The organism is Mangrovibacter phragmitis (assembly GCF_040429585.1).
Classification (GTDB): domain Bacteria; phylum Pseudomonadota; class Gammaproteobacteria; order Enterobacterales; family Enterobacteriaceae; genus Mangrovibacter; species Mangrovibacter phragmitis.
The window spans coordinates 2,473,829-2,491,703 of record NZ_CP134782.1 but is presented as its reverse complement, the minus strand read 5'-3'; the positions used below and the strand labels follow the sequence as shown (position 1 = coordinate 2,491,703).

At 50.5% G+C, this 17,875-nt stretch carries 17 protein-coding genes; 15 read left to right on the top strand and 2 right to left on the bottom strand.

Going from position 1 to position 17,875, the window contains the following annotated elements:
- The first annotated feature begins 408 nt into the window (after positions 1-408).
- The 3 genes from rbsK (at position 409) to MPHASIOC01_RS12020 (ending at position 3,979) form a co-directional block, all read left to right on the top strand.
- A complete protein-coding gene (gene rbsK / locus MPHASIOC01_RS12030; RefSeq protein WP_064594950.1) occupies positions 409-1,620 on the top strand; it encodes a ribokinase in 1,212 nt (403 codons plus the stop codon).
- A 57-nt stretch (positions 1,621-1,677) separates the two neighbouring features.
- Positions 1,678-2,601 (top strand): dihydrodipicolinate synthase family protein, encoded by a 924-nt coding sequence (locus tag MPHASIOC01_RS12025; RefSeq protein WP_353614719.1) that lies wholly within the window; start codon positions 1,678-1,680, stop codon positions 2,599-2,601.
- 64 nt (positions 2,602-2,665) lie between these two features.
- On the top strand, positions 2,666-3,979 hold the full coding sequence (locus MPHASIOC01_RS12020) for an MFS transporter (RefSeq protein WP_082917823.1): 1,314 nt from the start codon (positions 2,666-2,668) through the stop codon (positions 3,977-3,979).
- A gap of 501 nt (positions 3,980-4,480) precedes the next feature.
- Here the strand turns inward: MPHASIOC01_RS12020 and MPHASIOC01_RS12015 are convergent.
- Positions 4,481-5,461 (bottom strand): IS5-like element IS5 family transposase, encoded by a 981-nt coding sequence (locus tag MPHASIOC01_RS12015; RefSeq protein ID WP_026141915.1) that lies wholly within the window; start codon positions 5,459-5,461, stop codon positions 4,481-4,483.
- Between the two features lie 105 nt (positions 5,462-5,566).
- Between MPHASIOC01_RS12015 and MPHASIOC01_RS12010 the strand changes: the two genes are divergently transcribed.
- Together MPHASIOC01_RS12010 and MPHASIOC01_RS12005 are read left to right on the top strand one after the other, a co-directional pair.
- Positions 5,567-6,499: an omptin family outer membrane protease gene (locus tag MPHASIOC01_RS12010; protein ID WP_064594946.1), complete on the top strand. Its 933-nt coding sequence runs from the start codon at positions 5,567-5,569 to the stop codon at positions 6,497-6,499.
- Positions 6,500-6,774: 275 nt separating this feature from the next.
- Positions 6,775-7,035, top strand: a complete 261-nt coding sequence (locus MPHASIOC01_RS12005) for a hypothetical protein (RefSeq protein WP_064594945.1) — start codon at positions 6,775-6,777, stop codon at positions 7,033-7,035.
- 82 nt (positions 7,036-7,117) lie between these two features.
- On the opposite strand, the gene MPHASIOC01_RS12000 is transcribed toward MPHASIOC01_RS12005, so the two are convergent.
- Complete coding sequence (locus MPHASIOC01_RS12000; protein ID WP_064594942.1) at positions 7,118-7,873, bottom strand: UTRA domain-containing protein; 756 nt, start codon at positions 7,871-7,873, stop codon at positions 7,118-7,120.
- A 235-nt stretch (positions 7,874-8,108) separates the two neighbouring features.
- Between MPHASIOC01_RS12000 and MPHASIOC01_RS11995 the strand changes: the two genes are divergently transcribed.
- From MPHASIOC01_RS11995 to MPHASIOC01_RS11950, 10 genes are all read left to right on the top strand, one after another.
- Positions 8,109-9,170 carry an ABC transporter substrate-binding protein gene (locus tag MPHASIOC01_RS11995; protein ID WP_064594940.1) on the top strand — a complete coding sequence of 354 codons (1,062 nt, stop codon included), beginning with the start codon at positions 8,109-8,111 and terminating at the stop codon, positions 9,168-9,170.
- 13 nt (positions 9,171-9,183) lie between these two features.
- Positions 9,184-10,002 carry an alkaline phosphatase family protein gene (locus MPHASIOC01_RS11990; RefSeq protein ID WP_353614718.1) on the top strand — a complete coding sequence of 273 codons (819 nt, stop codon included), beginning with the start codon at positions 9,184-9,186 and terminating at the stop codon, positions 10,000-10,002.
- Positions 10,003-10,004: 2 nt separating this feature from the next.
- Entirely contained in the window at positions 10,005-10,844 is an 840-nt protein-coding gene (locus MPHASIOC01_RS11985) for an ABC transporter permease subunit (protein ID WP_353614938.1), read from the top strand.
- A 17-nt stretch (positions 10,845-10,861) separates the two neighbouring features.
- Complete coding sequence (locus MPHASIOC01_RS11980) at positions 10,862-11,641, top strand: ABC transporter permease (RefSeq protein WP_064594936.1); 780 nt, start codon at positions 10,862-10,864, stop codon at positions 11,639-11,641.
- A gap of 7 nt (positions 11,642-11,648) precedes the next feature.
- Positions 11,649-12,641, top strand: coding sequence for an ABC transporter ATP-binding protein (locus tag MPHASIOC01_RS11975; RefSeq protein ID WP_064594934.1), 993 nt, complete (start codon positions 11,649-11,651; stop codon positions 12,639-12,641).
- Positions 12,642-12,822: 181 nt separating this feature from the next.
- Positions 12,823-12,999 carry a YnfU family zinc-binding protein gene (locus MPHASIOC01_RS11970; protein WP_353614717.1) on the top strand — a complete coding sequence of 59 codons (177 nt, stop codon included), beginning with the start codon at positions 12,823-12,825 and terminating at the stop codon, positions 12,997-12,999.
- Positions 13,000-13,174: 175 nt separating this feature from the next.
- Positions 13,175-14,821: a methyl-accepting chemotaxis protein gene (locus MPHASIOC01_RS11965; RefSeq protein WP_231889148.1), complete on the top strand. Its 1,647-nt coding sequence runs from the start codon at positions 13,175-13,177 to the stop codon at positions 14,819-14,821.
- Between the two features lie 297 nt (positions 14,822-15,118).
- Complete coding sequence (locus MPHASIOC01_RS11960) at positions 15,119-16,102, top strand: ABC transporter substrate-binding protein (protein ID WP_064594930.1); 984 nt, start codon at positions 15,119-15,121, stop codon at positions 16,100-16,102.
- 14 nt (positions 16,103-16,116) lie between these two features.
- Positions 16,117-16,998, top strand: coding sequence for an ABC transporter permease (locus tag MPHASIOC01_RS11955; RefSeq protein WP_353614716.1), 882 nt, complete (start codon positions 16,117-16,119; stop codon positions 16,996-16,998).
- A complete protein-coding gene (locus MPHASIOC01_RS11950; RefSeq protein WP_064594925.1) occupies positions 16,998-17,777 on the top strand; it encodes an ABC transporter ATP-binding protein in 780 nt (259 codons plus the stop codon). The genes MPHASIOC01_RS11955 and MPHASIOC01_RS11950 overlap by 1 nt, the downstream gene beginning before the upstream one ends.
- The last annotated feature ends 98 nt before the right edge of the window (positions 17,778-17,875 follow it).

The following is a 17,875-nucleotide window of genomic DNA, read 5'->3' as shown; positions in this document are numbered from 1 at the left end:
CTGTTTTTGGTCTTTGTATTTTTTTGTTGTTAGCCAATAAATATTTTCTGATGTGCAGTTGGCAGTGAATTTTACGACGACTGCTGGTTATCAACCTTTGTGGTGTGCTGCTACGAATGCAGTAGTCAGTCGGTTTTTTTATACATTATTAATCAATGAATTGAAATGATCCTGTGTCATGGTTGGATTTTTTATCCATTATTTTATTGTGGTTTTAGTGTGACAAATGTCAAATAAATGACTGCAAGGAAATGAATTAAGAAAAAATAGCAGGTGTTTTTGTTTTTTTTAATACAAGGTTTTTGGTCATTTTTGTTTGCTTCTGTTTTGCTCTGCAAGGTTTGAAGAAAATCACTTTTTACGGTCAGGGTATTTCTTAGTCTCAATTGTGTACCGGAGAGGAAAATTATGTTTCGCGAAGAACGCCGTAACAAAATTCTTGAGCATTTGGATAAAAATGAACGTGTCACCGTGGACTGGCTGGCCGGGCACTTCGCTGTCACTAAAGAAACCATTCGTAGTGACCTGGCTGCTCTGGTGAAACAAGGATTGATTCGGCGTTGCCATGGCGGTGCCATGATTGTGCGGCGTAATTTGCAGTCCAGGTTAATCAGCGAAACTGGTGACAACTTCGAAGTGTTACTTAAACGCCTTTCTGAGCACGAGCCCGTTCGCAGCCCCGAGGTATCACCCCATGCACTAAGAGGGAAGGTGTGTATTTTGGGCGCGTTCAATGTGGACATTGTCGCGTGGGTGCATCGTTTCCCACGCGGTGGAGAATCCTTGCTGGCCCAACGCAGCTCACTGGGGCCGGGTGGTAAAGGTGCTAACCAGGCGATGGCGGCAAGCAAGGCGGGTGCCCAGGTGCACTTTGTTGCCAAAGTGGGCAAAGATCAGTTCAGCCAGTTTGCCTTTGATCACCTGGCGTCTTCCGGGATCCACTCTTTTCGGTTGTACCAGTCTGAGAGGGAGCCTACGGGTAATGCGCTGATCTATGTCTCGCAGGATGATGGTGAAAACATGATTGCCATTTATTCCGGTGCCAATAAAACCCTGAGCAGCGATGAAATAGCGAGCATGTCCCCTGAGCTTGCCAGCAGCAATGTGTTGCTGGTGCAACTGGAAAACAACTTTGATGCCACGCTAAACGCAATGAAGCTTGCCAGGGCGTTGGGTGTACAGGTGATTATGAACCCGGCGCCATTTTCGCCCGATATTCTGGGGTGTATCGATCTTATCGACATCATTACCCCGAACGAGACCGAAGCGTCGTTGTTATCGGGTGTGGAAATTACTGACCTGGAAAGTGCGCGAGCCGCTGCTCTGGCAATAGTGGCGCGTGGAGCCAGACGGGTGATTATCACCATGGGCAGTCATGGGGCGCTGATTTATGACAACCAACAGTTTCAACATATTCCGGCTTTTCCGGCGCTGAGTGTGGATACCACCGGTGCTGGCGATGCTTTTAACGGCGCTCTTGCGGCTGCAATAGCCGACGGACAAACCCTTGCTCAGGCCGCAACCTTTGCTTCGGCGTTTGCTTCCCTGGCTGTTGAACGTGAAGGCGCATCCAACATGCCAGCGTACCAACAGGTGATATCACGCCTGGCGTTACGCTGACATCACGCGTTGTTTTTTGAATGCAATTACCGCCTGGCTGGCGGATCAGGAGAACTTATGAAGTCCATTGAAGGTATTGTTCCGGTCATGCTGACCCCATTTACAGCAGAAAACCAGATTGACTGGACTGGGCTTGAACGGCTTGTTGACTGGTACATTGCAGCGGGAGTGGATGCATTATTCGCGGTATGCCAGTCCAGCGAAATGCAATATCTGTCGCTGGATGAGCGTACGGATCTTGCCCGTTTTGTGGTTGAGAAAGTAGACGGCAGGGTGCCGGTGATTGCTTCCGGGCATATCAGCGATGACCTGAATGCGCAAATTGAAGAATTACAGGCAATGGCGAAGACTGGCATTGATGCTCTGGTGCTGGTGACCAACCACCTGGATCCGCAAAACAAAGGTACGGAAACGTTCAAGGCCACGCTGGCAACTTTGTTCGAAGCTTTGCCACAAGACCTGCCATTAGGTTTGTATGAATGCCCGGCTCCCTGGCGCCGCCTGCTGAGCGATGAAGAGTTCAGTTTCTGTGCGCACAGCGGACGCTTTGTTGTACTCAAAGATGTCAGTTGCGATCTGCCCACAGTGATTCGCCGTGTCAAACTGGCGCAAGGCACTGCGCTTAATGTCATCAATGCTAACGCAGCGATTGCCTGGCCTGCTATTCAGGCGGGCTCCAAAGGGTTTAGCGGGGTATTTACCAATTTTCACCCGGAGCTGTACGTCTGGTTGTGGAAAAACGGTAAGCAACAACCTGCGCTGGCGCATGAACTCTCGTTATTCCTCTCCCTGTCCGCTGTCACGGAAACCCTGGGTTACCCGAAAAACGCCAAGATTTATCACCAGCAAATGGGCACATTTTCCAGCGAATTCTGCCGGGTGAACAAAGACGATGTGCTGGAAAAATATTGGGGGCTTGGCGTCATTCTCGACCAAATTCGCCAGGGTACTGCACTGTGGCAAACCAAAACCGCTTGCTAACCAGACGTTAGCGGCTTTTCCCTACAACCCTCCCTGTAACAGGGGATAACCAGGTGACATAACAATGAAAGAACTTACCTCAACCCTGCCTGAGGATAGCCGGCCTGGCGTGAAAGGTTTCCAGGGTACTGCCAGCCAGCCGGTGGTTGTAACCCGGCTGCGCTGGGGCATCATCCTGCTGCTATTACTGGCGGCGATAGTGAACTACCTCGACCGGGCAAACCTGAGTATTGCCAATACTACCATTGCGGCAGAATTCGGTTTCTCTCAAACCGAAATGGGCTTATTGCTCTCTGCATTTCTCTGGCCATATGCCCTTGCCAACCTTCCTGCTGGCTGGCTGGTTGACAAATTTGGTCCCAAACGGATGTTTTCCTGGGCGCTGTGCCTGTGGTCGGGTTGTACTGTGCTGGCGGCTTTTGTAAATAGTTACAGCTTCTTTTATGGCCTGCGCATGATGCTGGGTGTGGCTGAATCACCCTTCTTCACTTCCGGGATTAAAATTACCCATCGCTGGTTTGGTGAAACAGAACGTGGTTTGCCTACTGCAATCATCAATACCGGTTCGCAAATCGCCAACGCGGTGGCTCCGCCCATTCTGACTATTTTGTTACTCAGTTTTGGCTGGCGTGGCATGTTTATCGGGATTGGGTTAATGGGGCTGCCATTACTGCTCGCCTGGTGGAAATTTTACCGCGATCCGGTGGCGCGTGAAGATGCGTTGATTCATGCCGGGCTCACTACAGCCAGTAAAAATACCGGGAAAACCACCAGTTGGGGTAGCCTGTTCCGTCATCCCACCACCTGGTTTATGGTGATTGGTAACTTCTCAATCATGTTTACCATTTGGGTCTACCTTACCTGGTTGCCGGGTTACCTGGAAAAATCACTCGGGTTCAGCCTGAAAGCCACCGGGTGGATTGCTTCAATTCCTTTCCTGGCAGGTATTTTTGGTGTACTGGTTGGGGGCACATTGTCAGACTGGCTGGTACGCCGTGGGTTTAAACCTGTTACTTCTCGTAAGGTACCGATTGTACTGGGTGCAGCACTGGCTGCCTGCTTTGTCGGCCCCATTCCGTTTGTCAGCAGTACACCGCTGGCAATTGGCCTGTTATCGTTGGGGTATTTCTGTTCCCAGATGCCACAAGGGGCGCTCTGGACACTGGCAACCGATATCGCGCCAAAAGACCAGGTCGCTTCCCTTGGCGCTATTCAAAACTTTGGCGGTTTTCTGGGTGCCGCAATGGCACCGATTGTAACCGGGGTTATTCTGGATGCCACGGGCAAATTTACTGATGTCTTCTTGTTGGGCGCGGCTTTGTTGATGCTGGGCGCCATTAGTTTTGGGGTATTTGTTCGCAAACCACTCGGTCAGTAACGCCACATTTTTCCTCCTTGCCTGCCAGTATCTCCGTACTGGCGGGCTTTTTTATGCTTATTGTGGAGCATGCGGTTATAGCACTATTAATGTTATCAAACGGCAGGCTTTATTCAGAACGCGATAAAAATATATTCTTTATCCCGCATTACGCGATTTCTTCTTGTTATTCCAACCCGGTTTTTCGGGGGCACTCTCTGCCCGTTATTGAATGTTTGCCAGGTTGTAAAAGATAAAAATAACCTACTAATATTGATTGTTGTTGGTTGAAAGCTACAGGATTAATATCGGCGGGCAAGTGGCTTATTCGCACTAATTCTGAATGGTTATTGCTGGCGAAAAATAGTGCCAGCTATGGAAGGTGCGAATAAGCGGGGAAATTCTTCTCGGCTGACTCAGTCATTTCATTTCTTCATGTTTGAGCCGTTTTTTCTCCCGTAAATGCCTTGAATCAGCCTATTTAGACCGTTTCTTCGCCATTTAAGGCGTTATTCCCAGTTTTTAGTGAGATCTCTCCCACTGACGTATCATTTGGTCCGCCCGAAACAGGTTGGCCAGCGTGAATAACATCGCCAGTTGGTTATCGTTTTTCAGCAACCCCTTGTATCTGGCTTTCACGAAGCCGAACTGTCGCTTGATGATGCGAAATGGGTGCTCCACCTTGGCCCGGATGCTGGCTTTCATGTATTCGATGTTGATGGCCGTTTTGTTCTTGCGTGGATGCTGTTTCAAGGTTCTTACCTTGCCGGGGCGCTCGGCGATCAGCCAGTCCACATCCACCTCGGCCAGCTCCTCGCGCTGTGGCGCCCCTTGGTAGCCGGCATCGGCTGAGACAAATTGCTCCTCTCCATGCAGCAGATTACCCAGCTGATTGAGGTCATGCTCGTTGGCCGCGGTGGTGACTAGGCTGTGGGTCAGGCCACTCTTGGCATCGACACCAATGTGGGCCTTCATGCCAAAGTGCCACTGATTGCCTTTCTTGGTCTGATGCATCTGCGGATCGCGTTGCTGCTCTTTGTTCTTGGTCGAGCTGGGTGCCTCAATGATGGTAGCATCGACCAAGGTGCCTTGAGTCATCATGACGCCTGCTTCGGCCAGCCAGCGATTGATGGTCTTGAACAATTGGCGGGCCAGTTGATGCTGCTCCAGCAGGTGGCGGAAATTCATGATGGTGGTGCGGTCCGGCAAGGCGCTATCCAGGGATAACCGGGCAAACAGACGCATGGAGGCGATTTCGTACAGAGCATCTTCCATCGCGCCATCGCTCAGGTTGTACCAATGCTGCATGCAGTGAATGCGTAGCATGGTTTCCAGCGGATAAGGTCGCCGGCCATTACCAGCCTTGGGATAAAACGGCTCGATGACTTCCACCATGTTTTGCCATGGCAGAATCTGCTCCATGCGGGACAAGAAAATCTCTTTTCTGGTCTGACGGCGCTTACTGCTGAATTCACTGTCGGCGAAGGTGAGCTGATGACTCATGATGAACCCTTTTTCATGGCTCCAGATGACAAACATGATCTCATATCAGGGACTTGTTCGCACCTTCCCTATGAGTGTTCAGGGATAACAATAAATGGAATGAAAATGAAAAAACAAACAATAGTTGCATTAATGGCTGTGTCTTTCTCTGGTGTCGCTGTGGCTGATATGAACCCGGCAATGCCAAACTTCTCACCAGAAAGTGTCTCTGTGGCAGCATCTATGGGGTACCTGGGAGGGGAATCGCATGAACTGGTTTATGAGGGGGGCCGCAAAGTCAGTCAGTTAGACTGGAAGATAAAAAATGCGGCAATTATTAAAGGGGATATCTCCTGGGATGCTTATAGCTGGCTTACCCTGAACGCCCGTGGCTGGAGTACACTGGCCTCCGGCTCTGGTCATATGGACGATTATGACTGGCTCAATAATAACCAGTCTGGCTGGACTGACCATTCCAGCCATGAAAATACTAACCTGAATTATGCCAATGAATTTGACCTGAACCTTAAAGGCTGGATACTGCGTGGCGAAACCTACAAAGTAGGGGCGATAGCGGGTTACCAGCAAACCCGGTTTAGCTGGACGGCATTTGGCGGGGATTATAATTACGACAACGGTACCAATGTTGGGAGTTTCACACCTGGCGAAAGAGGGATTGGTTATCAGCAGCGTTTCTCCATGCCATATATTGGCCTTGTTGGACAATACCGCTACCAGAATTTTGAAGTCAATGGCGCGTTTAAATTCAGTGGCTGGGTTAAGTCAAAAGATAACGACGAACATTACATGCGTGACCTGACTTTCCGTGATAACGGCGGGCACAGCAATTATTACGGTGTGGCAATGGATGTCGGGTATTACGTAACACAGAATGCCAAAGTATTTGCTGAAGTAGCCTGGAACAAATATGAAGAAGGTAAAGGTGGTACAGAAATGATTGACCGGGATAACGGTACCCATGACTATTTTGGTGGTGATGCTGCCGGGTTGAAAAATAAGAACTACACGGCGACAGTGGGCCTGCAATACCGCTTCTGACACTGTGACACACCGGGTAACAACCGTACCCGGTGTGTTTCCTGTTCTTCGTTATTCCCGCCTTTATGGCTTTTCTTGCTGCTTCTGAATGAATCCCGCACAAAAAAACACCATTGCGCTGCTTTAATGAGCATTCGGTGCATGGCAACCATTAATTAATTGTCAGAGATTGTCACAAAGCGCTATCACTGCTTAACTTGCGGGCGCGCAGACGATAAAATTTGCGTTAAACCGATTGGCAGGATCTGCAACCAGGCCTGTGTCAGAGAAAAAGTATGTTTCGAAGAAAAGTAAAATATACGGCTGTTGATAAGATGCTGTCGAAGCTCCTGCAAAAGCAGGGGCTCAGTAAAAAAGAAGCGTTCAGGTTGATTGAAAAAAACGTGTACGCCAGTGGCGAGGAAGAAGCCGCATCCAGTAATCCCCAGGAAGAAGCCGATTATCCCCCGGTCAGCCTGGATGTCACTTTCGAATTGCGTGAATTGCAATTACGGCGTGTACTGCTGGCCCGGCGCATAAAAGAAGGGAAATTGTAGCGCTTTGTTGCTCTTCAGGCGTGTGAGTCATCAGGTCTCCCTGAGGACTGCACGCCTGACCCACACTTCAGTTCTGCAACTGTTAACCTTGTGTTGTGCGGGTATGAAAGGGTGGCCAGTTTGTATCGGAACCTGACCCAACCGCGACATCAATACACAAGGCATCATAGCGCCAGTATTCATGGTCGCAGTCAATAATACGCCCATACTGGTCGCGGTTAGTTCGGTCAATAAATAAGCCCGGGCTGCCGGGTGAAACATGCAGGCGCCCGGCCGCAAAGGCGGGGAGTGGTCCGGGGAACACGGTAAAACGCACACCACCGTAGTGCAGGCCGTAATCTCGCTGGTATAAATCAGTTAATGAGCCGGTCAAATCCTTCTCTAATAACCCTGGGAAATAACCCGGGTTAAGGGAGTTTTCGACATACAACACGGCACGCCCGTCAACATGGCGCAGGCGGCGGATACAAATTATCTCACTGCCGGGGGTAATGCCTAACTGGTGAGCGACATCACTGCTGGCTGGTTGCAGGCCCGCGCTAATCAGTTCGGTACTGGTGTGGCGCCCCTGAGCCTGAGCCATTTCACGAAAGTGGGAGTGGTGCAGTGGGTTGTAAACTAAGCGGGGCGGGGCAATAAACCAGCCACGACGCACTTCGCGGTAAATCACACCCTGTGCTTCTAACTGGCGCAGTGCCTCACGCAGCGTGATACGGGTAGTCATAAATTGTTGGCTTAACGTGCGCTCGGACGGTAAACGCCGGTCTTCGTCAAACTCACCATGCTGAATGCGTTCTGACAGTATTTCACAAATCACCTCGACGGTTTTCTTCGCCATTTTCCCAGCCTTAAAAATGTGCCAAATAGCCAAAATAGTGCATACCCTGATCCACGAGTTGACGCCAGCCTGGAAACAACTTGCTGCCAGAATGTCACGTTACTGTAATAAAAAGTTTATAAATCAGCGATAAGCTCCAGTCTCTTAATTCGTTGTTCTGTTTTGGCCTGTGTTTTGCAACAACGATTTTGCTGGACTAGTCCAATAACAACCACATCACTGGAGCATAGCATTTATGAAACGCATGTATGTATCTTTGTTAGCCAGTACATTGCTCGTGGCGTTGCAGGTCGCCAATGTCCATGCGGCAGATTTGACTGCGCTGGAAAAAGCCGCAAAGAGTGAAGGCGAAGTGAATAGCGTGGGTATGCCAGACAGTTGGGCAAACTGGAAAGAGACCTGGGCAGATATGCTGTCTAAATATGGCCTGAAACATATGGATACGGACATGTCTTCAGCCCAGGAATTAGCCAAGTTTGCAGCGGAAAAAGAAAATGCAACTGCCGATATCGGTGACGTGGGGATCTCTTTTGGCCCAATCGCGGTAAAACAGGGGCTGGCATTGCCGTATAAACCCAGCACCTGGGATCAGATACCCGCCTGGGCGAAAGATAAAGATGGTTACTGGGCAGTGGCATACACTGGCACCATTGCGTTTATTATTGATAAACAACAAGTAAAAGATGCGCCTCACAGCTGGGCAGACCTGAAAAAAGGTAAGTATGTTGTGGATATCGGTGATGTTGGGGTTGCTTCTCAGGCCGCGTCTGGCGTGCTGGCGGCTAACTACGCACTGGGTGGCGATGAAAAGAATCTCAAACCCGCTCTGGCATTTTTTGCTGAGCTGGCAAAACAAGGGCGCCTGGGCGTCACTGACCCGACCATTGCCAACATTGAAAAAGGTGAAGTTCAGGTTGGCGTAGTGTGGGACTTCAATGGCCTGAACTATCGCAAACAAATCGACCCGAAACGTTTTGAAGTGGTTATCCCTTCAGATGGCTCCATTACTTCCGGTTACACCACAATTATCAATAAATACGGCAAGCACCCGAATGCAGCCAAACTGACCCGCGAATATATCTTCTCTGATGCCGGGCAGATAAACCTTGCCCGCGGTTTTGCCCGTCCTATCCGTGCTGAGCATCTTACCTACCCGGCAGACGTGAAAGCACAAATGCTGCCAGACAGTGAATATAAAAATGCGCGCCCGATTGCCGACCAGCAGGCCTGGGAAAAGAGCGCCAAAATGCTGCCGCGTCTGTGGCAGGAAAATGTCATGATCAATATGCAGCAATAAGTTTGAGGGCGGTATGAAAACGATTCTGGTTATCCTCGATGGCCTGAGCAACCAGGTGGCATCACATGCAATGGGCTACCTGCAAGCAGAATGCGCCGAGGGAAAAGGGCAGATTTATTCGCTGACCTGTGAGTTGCCGTCGTTATCCCGCCCACTTTATGAGTGCATTCTCACCGGTATTCCGCCGGTGAGAAGCGGCATTATTCATAATGGGGTGAGCCGAATGAGCCGCGAACAGAGTATCTTTCACTATGCGCGTGCTGCGGGGTTAACTACAGCGGCTGCGGCTTATCATTGGGTCAGTGAGTTGTACAACCGTACACCTTTTAACCCCGCGCGTGACCGCCATGTTCAGGACCCAACACTTCCTGTGCAGTATGGTCATTTTTATTCTGATGACACTTACCCGGATTCACACCTGTTTGAAGATGCGGAAAGCCTGCGCTTGTGCCATGACCCGGATTTCCTGCTCATTCACCCTATGAACATTGACGATGCCGGGCACAAATTTGGCCTTTCATCGCCGCAATACCGTAACAAAGCTCGTTTCGCAGACGGTTATTTATCCCACTGGATGCCCGTCTGGCTTGCCGAAGGCTACCAGGTGCTGGTAACCGCCGACCACGGTATGAACGATGACCGCAGCCATGGCGGAGTTCTGGAAGAAGAAACCAGTGTGCCTTTGTTTGTATTTGGTGACGGTTTTTCAAAACTTCCTGATTTAACCATTCCCCAAACCACTTTGTGCGGCACTGTTTGTGAGCTATTAGGCGTGGCGCACGATAAACCAGTTTGCCGGGCGCTGTTGGCACCGAAGCAGGAGTGGCACTGATGATGAAAGGAAAATGGCTTGCGCTGCTATGTTTGTTACCTTTTACGCTGTTTTACCTCGCATTCCAGATTGCCCCCCTTATCTGGATTGTGGTGAATAGTTTCTGGAGTGACAGCATGGAGGCGTGGGGGCTGGGCAACTACCAGGACATTCTGACCTCGCCGTTTTACCAGCAGGCTATTACCAGCTCCCTGAAAATCTCCATTTTATCCAGTTTGTATGGTTTGATTATTGCGCTGATTGGTGGTTACTCCCTGCACCAAATCGGCAATGGCAAGTTGCAGCGCATTATTATGTCATTCACCAATATGACCAGTAATTTTGCCGGTGTGCCTCTGGCGTTCGCCTTCATTATTTTACTGGGCCTGAACGGTTGTATCACACTGCTGCTGCGTAAATATGGGCTGCTGGGCGATTTCCGGCTCTATTCCATTGACGGCATGATTCTGGTGTACACCTGGTTCCAAATTCCACTTGGGTTATTACTGCTGTTTCCGGCGTTCGACGGGCTGAAAAAAGACTGGGAAGAAGCCAGCGCCTTATTGGGGGCCAGCCGGATACGTTACTGGTTGCACATTGGGCTACCTGTATTGTCTCCCGCGCTGATTGGCACGTTTGTCATCCTGCTGGCAAATGCGCTGGGGGCTTATGCCACCATTTATGCACTGACTTCTGGCAACTTCAACGTAGTGCCGGTACGTATTGCCGCGCTGGTGTCCGGGGATATCTCTCTTGATCCTAATATGGGGAGTGCCCTCGCAATGTTACTGGTTGTGCTGATGTCGGCGATTACAGTTATCCAGCAGTGGATCCAGCGCCGCGGTTACCTTAATGCGCGCTGAATCAAGGAGCGGTACCCATGACGAAAAGTGAATATGTTTATCACCGTGTGGTGATTGGTTTGTTATTACTGATTCTTGTTGTTCCTTTACTGGCAACACTGCTGTACGCGCTGGCAACTGAATGGGGTGCCACTATTCTGCCCGATGGCCTGACGATTGAGTGGTTTTCACAGCTGTGGCATGACCCGCGTTTTTTGGCCGCGCTGGGGCGTTCACTGGTTATCTGTTTTGGTGCGCTGGCATTTTCTTTTGTGCTGGTGCTGCCCGTGATGTTTGTGATTGTCTGGTACTTCCCGTTGCTGGGCAACATCATGAATGTACTGATTTTGCTGCCTTTTGCTATTCCACCGGTTGTCTCTTCCGTGGGGTTATTGCAGCTTTATGCATCCGGCCCGCTGGTGCTTACAGGCACACCCTGGATACTTATCGCCTGTTATTTCACGATAACCCTGCCGTTTATCTGGCGGGCAATCAGCAACAATATGCAGGCGGTGAATATTAAAGAACTGGTGAGCGCCGCAAACCTGCTGGGTGCCAGCACATTCCAGGCGGCGTTTCTGGTGGTATTGCCGAACCTGCGTAAAGGGGTCATGGTTGCCGTATTGCTCTCGTTTTCTTTCCTGATAGGTGAGTTTGTGTTTGCCAACATTCTGGTGGGCACACGCTACGAAACGCTGCAGGTCTATCTCTACAACATGCGTAACGGCAGCGGTCACTTTACCAGTGCGCTGGTGATTTCCTATTTCTGTGTCGTGCTGTTGATTACCTGGCTTGCCAGTGCGCTGAACCGTAAGTGAGGGTGTTATGTCTTATTTAAAAATTTCACAACTCAATAAACACTATGGCCCAACCCGGGTATTTGAAAATATAGATTTCAGTGCGGATGAAGGCGAGTTTGTTACCTTACTTGGCCCAAGTGGTTGCGGTAAATCTACGTTGTTGCGTTGTATTGCCGGGCTGACTGACCCGGACAGCGGTTCGGTGGAAATTGCCGGGCAAAATATTGTACCGCTTCCGCCACAAAAACGCGCCATTGGCATGGTGTTCCAGAGCTATGCGCTGTTCCCGAACATGACAGTGAAAAAGAATGTGGCGTTTGGCCTGAGAATGCAAAAAATCCCGGCCAGTGAAATTGAACAACGCACGAACGAAGTGCTGGAACTGGTGGAGTTGTCAGCTTACAGCCACCGTTTCCCTCACCAGTTGTCTGGAGGTCAGTGCCAGCGTGTTGCCCTGGCGCGTTCACTGGTTACCCGCCCACGTTTACTATTGCTGGATGAACCGCTTTCTGCGCTGGACGCGCGTATCCGCCGCCATTTACGTGAACAAATTCGCCGTATTCAGCAGGAGTTGCGCCTGACCACTCTGTTTGTCACCCACGACCAGGAAGAAGCACTGACACTGTCTGACAGGATAATCCTGATGAACCAGGGCAATATCATTCAGAATGGCAGTGCCGAAACGCTGTACACCGAGCCTGCCGATTTATTCGCCGCGAATTTTATTGGTAACTACAACGTACTCAGTGCTCAGGATATGGCGCGTTTGAGCGGCATTGAACACCACGGGCAGTGTGCGTTACGCCCGGAATCCATCACTATTTGCGCTCCAGGCCAGGGCATTCCTGCCACTATTCTTGACCGCAGTTTACTGGGCAACGTGGTGCGCTACCGGGTAGTGGCGCAAGGGGTTGAATTACGCGTTGATGTACTGAACCGCAGTGTGGCGGACTTACTCTCTGACGGGCAGCAAGTTGCCATCACCCTGGATCTCAGCACATTACGGGATGTGGCGTGATTAAGGAGTCCATGCTTGTGCGCACTCATCTGCGCGCAGGCAAGCCCGCGTTGTAAGGTAAATTGAGCCCGTAGCCGGTTATTGCCATTCCTTTTTTGTGGGTTTATTCTTTGAGTGAAAAACAAGCAGAACAAACGGGTTGCTATTGCTTAGCCGTTCAATACCCCGGAGGTGTTCGCATATGTCATATACCCAGGGTCTGCGCCATTTTGGTGAACGACCAGTCCCCGTAAAGTGCCCAAAATGCGCCCATATTGCCAACCAGCGCGCAGCCAAACTTCGTAAGAATAATGTTTTAAAATGCCCGCATTGTGGCCTTGAGTTTCTGCCTTCTCAATGCCCACGTATTGGTGGGTAATAAAACCTGGGTGGCTGGTTGTTGCGCTCCGTCATAAAAAAATAATACAGGCGAAACTGAGTTGAAGCCGTAATGAGAAAGGGTTCACTCTTTTTCACTTAAACCGATTTAGTGGTGAAGAAATAAGCGGAAGAGACGATAACACAGGCAGGTATTGTCGTTAAGGAACACCGTTATGCTTTCTGCTCTGAGATTAAACCAGTTTCGTATTGGGCCACGTTTATGGCTGTTATCTGTTCTGCTATTGGCGCTGACACTGTGTGCTGGCGCTATTGGTGGCTATGTGAATTACCACTGGACCAAAAGCAGCCAACAATTTATTGCCCGTGAAATGCTGATTGAACAGTCAATTGACACAGCACGCAATGCACAGGTGCAATTCAAAATTCAGGTTCAGGAGTGGAAAGATACTTTACTGCGCGGTGTTCAGGGCGATGGTTTATTCGCCAAATATAAAGCAGCGTTTCTGGAGCAGAATGATAAAACCCAGGCGTTACTGAATACCCTCAGCCAGCAATTGCCTGAACTTGGTATGAGTAATCAGGATGTTTTAGCTGCACGGGAAGCGCACGCGCAATTACTCCGCCAGTACCTCAGCGCGCTGGAATCTTACAACATCGCTGATGTAAACAGCCCGGCCAGAGTCGATAAACAGGTGCGCGGTATTGACCGCGCACCGACCAAAATGATTGACGATGTGGTCGAGAAAACGCTGCAACATGCCCAAATTCTCCACCAGGAAATTAATGCGGAAAATGCCCACCATTACCAACAAATTCAGACTATTATTGCACTGGTGATTGTGCTGGCAGTGCTGACGGGCGGTGTGGTGACCTGGCTTATTATCCGCAGTATTACTCACCCTGTTGCTCAGGCGGTACAGATTGCCCGCCAGGTTGCTTCTGGTGACCTGAGAGCCACGATTGAAGTTTCCGGGAAGGATGAAATTGCCGGCCTGATGGCAGCACTGCAAACCATGAACAACAGCCTGGCGCGTATTGTGCGTGAGGTGATTGATGGTGCAGAGCATATTGCCGGCGCATCCGCCAGCATTGCTGATGGCAGCCAGGCGCTGTCTACCCGCAATGAAGCGCAGGCCAGTGCGTTAATTGAGACATCGGCTTCCATGGAAGAAGTGACTTCCGCTGTGAAACATACTGCTGACAACGCGGCTGAGGCCAATAAACTCAGCCAGAATACCGATGTCATGGCACAGGAAGGGAACCACTCTGTTGAACGCCTGGTGGAAGCGATGGGCGACATCAACCGGTTTTCCACTGAGATAAACAGCATTGTGACAGTGATTGAGAGTATTGCATTCCAGACCAACATTCTGGCGCTTAACGCCGCAGTTGAAGCGGCAAGGGCGGGTACTGAAGGGCGTGGATTTGCGGTTGTTGCCAGTGAAGTGCGGGCGCTGGCACAACGTTCGGCCAATGCTGCGAAAGAAATTAATACCCTGATAAGCCGCACTTCAAGCCGCATTGCGCAAGGGAACGACCTGGCCGGGGAAGCCGGTGTGGCAATGAAACAGATGCTGAATAATATTCGCCAGGTATCGCAACTGGTTGAAACTATCTCTGTTGCCTGTAACCAGCAAAGTGCGGGTATTGAGCAGGTAAGTCTTGCGGTGACACATATGGATTCAGCCACGCAACAGAACGCCACATTGTCTCAGCAGTCGAGCGAAGCGGCCAGCCAGTTGCATCACCATGCCGCTGCATTACTGGAAAGCGTTAACAGTTTTACCCTCAAATCCAGTGATACGCTCCGTGAGTACAGCGAAAATGCACTTCCTGCGCTGGAAGCCCGCCCGGCCTGATAAGCAGCTGGTGAGGTTAATCAGTCCCTCCATGCCCTGCCTTTGCGCAGGGCATGCACTCCATTAGGGCGTTTGCCCTGTTTTATGCACATTTCTTTCTTCTCTTCTGCCGGATATCCCGTCTGTAACGGGGTTGAAAAAGCTGGCACACGCATTGCAACTTTGTGACTGTAGCTTGTATAGACAAGACTATACGCGTTCGCCTTTATCGTATTTGCGGATTGTAATATCAGGCGTACAGCACAGCATTTGGGGTTATCACTTTCCAATAACAGGTTGTTTTCTCAGGAGTGGTCGATGAACAAAAAAAATGCAAAAAACAGATTGAAGCGCGTCTTGTCTGCATGTGGCGTAGCGCTGGCAATAAGTGCGGTAACGGGTGGTCTTGCACAGGCTGCCGATACACCCGTCGTCATTGGTATTTCTGGCTGGACAGGGTTTGCACCACTGACACTGGCACAGAAAACCGGCATTTTTAAAAAGCACGGCCTGGACGTGACATTGAAAATGGTGCCACAGCAATCCCGCCATCTTGCGATTGCTTCCGGTGCACTGCAATGTGCCGCCACTACCGTTGAAACCTACCTGACCTGGAATGCCAGCGGCGTACCGATTAAGCAAATTGTCCAGTTGGATAAATCCTATGGGGCGGATGGTATCGCTGTGCGTAACGGCATCAATAAAATCACTGACCTGAAAGGCAAAACCATTAGTGTGGATGCGCCCGGAACATCGTCTTACTTTCTGCTGGCATGGATCCTCGATAAAAACGGTATGAGCATGAAAGATGTCAAACTGGCAACACTGGGCCCGGATGCCGCAGCCCGCGCATTTATTGCCGGGCAGAACGATGCCGCAGTCAGTTATGAGCCTTATTTATCTTCTATTCGCCAGAACCCGGAAAAAGGAAAAATTCTTGCTACCACACTGGATTACCCGGTGGTGATGGATACGCTGGGTTGTACGCCAGACTGGCTGAAAAACAACCCGAAAGCGGCTCAGGGGCTGGTAGACAGCTATTTCGACGCACTGGATATGATCAAAAGCAATCCGGATAAAGCAAATGAAATTATGGGCGCTGCAGTGAAAGAAACCGGCAAACAGTTTGCTGAAGAAGCCAGTTACCTGCGCTGGCAGGATCGCGCCGCGAATAAAAAATTCTTCAGTGGTGAGATTACCACCTTCAGTAATGAAGCCGCTCACCTGCTGACTGAAATGAAAATTCTGCGTAAAACGCCGGATATCAGCACCCTGTACGATGCGCAGTATGTGAACAAGTAATGAAGGACCGTGATATGACAAGTCCTGCAAGCCAGGTCGCAGAAACTAACGTCAATAGCATATCCCATTTTGCTGAGCCGGCTCCGTTGCCGGCCAGTAAAAAGGTGTGGCATAACCCACTGATGGTGCCGTTGCGCCCGGTGAATGTGCGCCACCGTATTCTACTGGGTATTTGCTTTTTTATTCTCTTTTTCGCCATGTGGGCGCTGGCGACTTTTACCGGCCTGATTTCACCCACATTCCTCGCCAACCCAGCCACCATGCTGGAAGAAGGGTTTTACCTGTTTCGGGATTATGGTTTTGCCGGTGATGTGGGCATGACTATTTTCCGGGTACTGGCAGGCTTTATCCTGGCAGCAACACTGGGGGTTCCACTGGGCATCATGATGGGCTCCTGGAAGATGGTTGAAGCGTTCTTCGAACCCTTCATTTCATTTTGCCGTTATCTTCCCGCATCGGCCTTTGTTCCACTGCTGATTCTGTGGGCCGGGGTAGGGGAACTACAGAAAGTACTGGTTATTTTCATTGGGTCATTTTTCCAGATAACCCTGATGGTGGCGGTGACGGTAGGTGCTGCCCGCCGTGACCTGGTTGAAGCGGCGTATACCCTCGGTGCCACCAATAAAAGTGTGGTGCGCCGGGTGATTATTCCCGGAGCAGCACCGGAAATTGCCGAGTTATTGCGCCTGGTACTTGGTTGGGCATGGACCTACGTTATTGTTGCTGAACTGATTGGTTCATCCAGCGGGATAGGCCATATGATTGTGGACAGCCAGGCATTGCTCAACACGGGGCAAATGATCTTCGGGATTATTGTTATCGGCGTTATTGGCTTGTTGTCTGACCTGGTGTTCAAAGCGGTTAACCGTCGCCTGTTTATGTGGAGCTCACTGTAATGCACTATCCCAAACTCAGCATTCGCCAGGTGGAACGGGTATTCCGGGGGCCAAACGGGGAGCAAACCCAGGCGCTGTTGCCGGTAGATTACCCGGTGAATGAAAACGATTTCATTACCATTCTTGGCCCGTCCGGCTGTGGCAAATCGACTTTACTGCGCATTGTTGCCGGGCTGGATACCCCAACAAATGGGGAAGTGTGGCTGGATGGCGAACGGGTGGAAGGCCCGGGGGCAGACCGCGGAATGGTCTTTCAAAGCTACACGCTGTTTCCCTGGCTGACAGTTGAGCAAAACATCCGTTTCGGTCTGCAGGAACGCGGCATCAGCAAGGCGGAACAGAAAGCCCGCAGTGATTATTTTATTCATAAAGTGGGGCTGCGTGGCTTTGAACAGCACTTCCCGCGCCAGTTATCTGGCGGTATGCAACAACGTACTGCGATTGCCCGCGCACTGGCGAACGACCCGAAAGTGCTACTGATGGATGAACCCTTCGGTGCGCTTGATAACCAAACCCGGGTCATGATGCAAGAGCTGTTGTTATCAATTTGGGAGGCGTCGCGCAAAACCGTACTCTTTGTCACGCACGATATTGACGAAGCCATCTTTATGGCAAATAAAGTAGCTATCTTCAGCGCCCGTCCTGGCCGAATCAAGACGGAAGTGCCGGTTGATTTTCCACATCCACGGGATTACCGGCTGAAAACATCGCCAGAGTTTATGGCGCTCAAGGCGCGCGTAACTGAAGAAATTCGGGCAGAAACCATGCTGGCACACTAACTGAGTGGTACTGGCTCACCGGCATGTTAGTGTGGGCCCGTAGCGCAGGTTGCCTGAGAGCGGGTGCTCGCAGGGCGTTTAAACTAAACGATTTTTTT

Bases quoted from the DNA above. Each gene is read 5' to 3' on its own strand.
- rbsK (WP_064594950.1), top strand. From the start codon at position 409: ATGTTTCGCGAAGAACGCCGTAACAAAATTCTTGAGCATTTGGATAAA.
- MPHASIOC01_RS12025 (WP_353614719.1), top strand. From the start codon at position 1,678: ATGAAGTCCATTGAAGGTATTGTTCCGGTCATGCTGACCCCATTTACA.
- MPHASIOC01_RS12020 (WP_082917823.1), top strand. From the start codon at position 2,666: ATGAAAGAACTTACCTCAACCCTGCCTGAGGATAGCCGGCCTGGCGTG.
- MPHASIOC01_RS12015 (WP_026141915.1), bottom strand. From the start codon at position 5,461: ATGAGTCATCAGCTCACCTTCGCCGACAGTGAATTCAGCAGTAAGCGC.
- MPHASIOC01_RS12010 (WP_064594946.1), top strand. From the start codon at position 5,567: ATGAAAAAACAAACAATAGTTGCATTAATGGCTGTGTCTTTCTCTGGT.
- MPHASIOC01_RS12005 (WP_064594945.1), top strand. From the start codon at position 6,775: ATGTTTCGAAGAAAAGTAAAATATACGGCTGTTGATAAGATGCTGTCG.
- MPHASIOC01_RS12000 (WP_064594942.1), bottom strand. From the start codon at position 7,873: ATGGCGAAGAAAACCGTCGAGGTGATTTGTGAAATACTGTCAGAACGC.
- MPHASIOC01_RS11995 (WP_064594940.1), top strand. From the start codon at position 8,109: ATGAAACGCATGTATGTATCTTTGTTAGCCAGTACATTGCTCGTGGCG.
- MPHASIOC01_RS11990 (WP_353614718.1), top strand. From the start codon at position 9,184: ATGAAAACGATTCTGGTTATCCTCGATGGCCTGAGCAACCAGGTGGCA.
- MPHASIOC01_RS11985 (WP_353614938.1), top strand. From the start codon at position 10,005: ATGAAAGGAAAATGGCTTGCGCTGCTATGTTTGTTACCTTTTACGCTG.
- MPHASIOC01_RS11980 (WP_064594936.1), top strand. From the start codon at position 10,862: ATGACGAAAAGTGAATATGTTTATCACCGTGTGGTGATTGGTTTGTTA.
- MPHASIOC01_RS11975 (WP_064594934.1), top strand. From the start codon at position 11,649: ATGTCTTATTTAAAAATTTCACAACTCAATAAACACTATGGCCCAACC.
- MPHASIOC01_RS11970 (WP_353614717.1), top strand. From the start codon at position 12,823: ATGTCATATACCCAGGGTCTGCGCCATTTTGGTGAACGACCAGTCCCC.
- MPHASIOC01_RS11965 (WP_231889148.1), top strand. From the start codon at position 13,175: ATGCTTTCTGCTCTGAGATTAAACCAGTTTCGTATTGGGCCACGTTTA.
- MPHASIOC01_RS11960 (WP_064594930.1), top strand. From the start codon at position 15,119: ATGAACAAAAAAAATGCAAAAAACAGATTGAAGCGCGTCTTGTCTGCA.
- MPHASIOC01_RS11955 (WP_353614716.1), top strand. From the start codon at position 16,117: ATGACAAGTCCTGCAAGCCAGGTCGCAGAAACTAACGTCAATAGCATA.
- MPHASIOC01_RS11950 (WP_064594925.1), top strand. From the start codon at position 16,998: ATGCACTATCCCAAACTCAGCATTCGCCAGGTGGAACGGGTATTCCGG.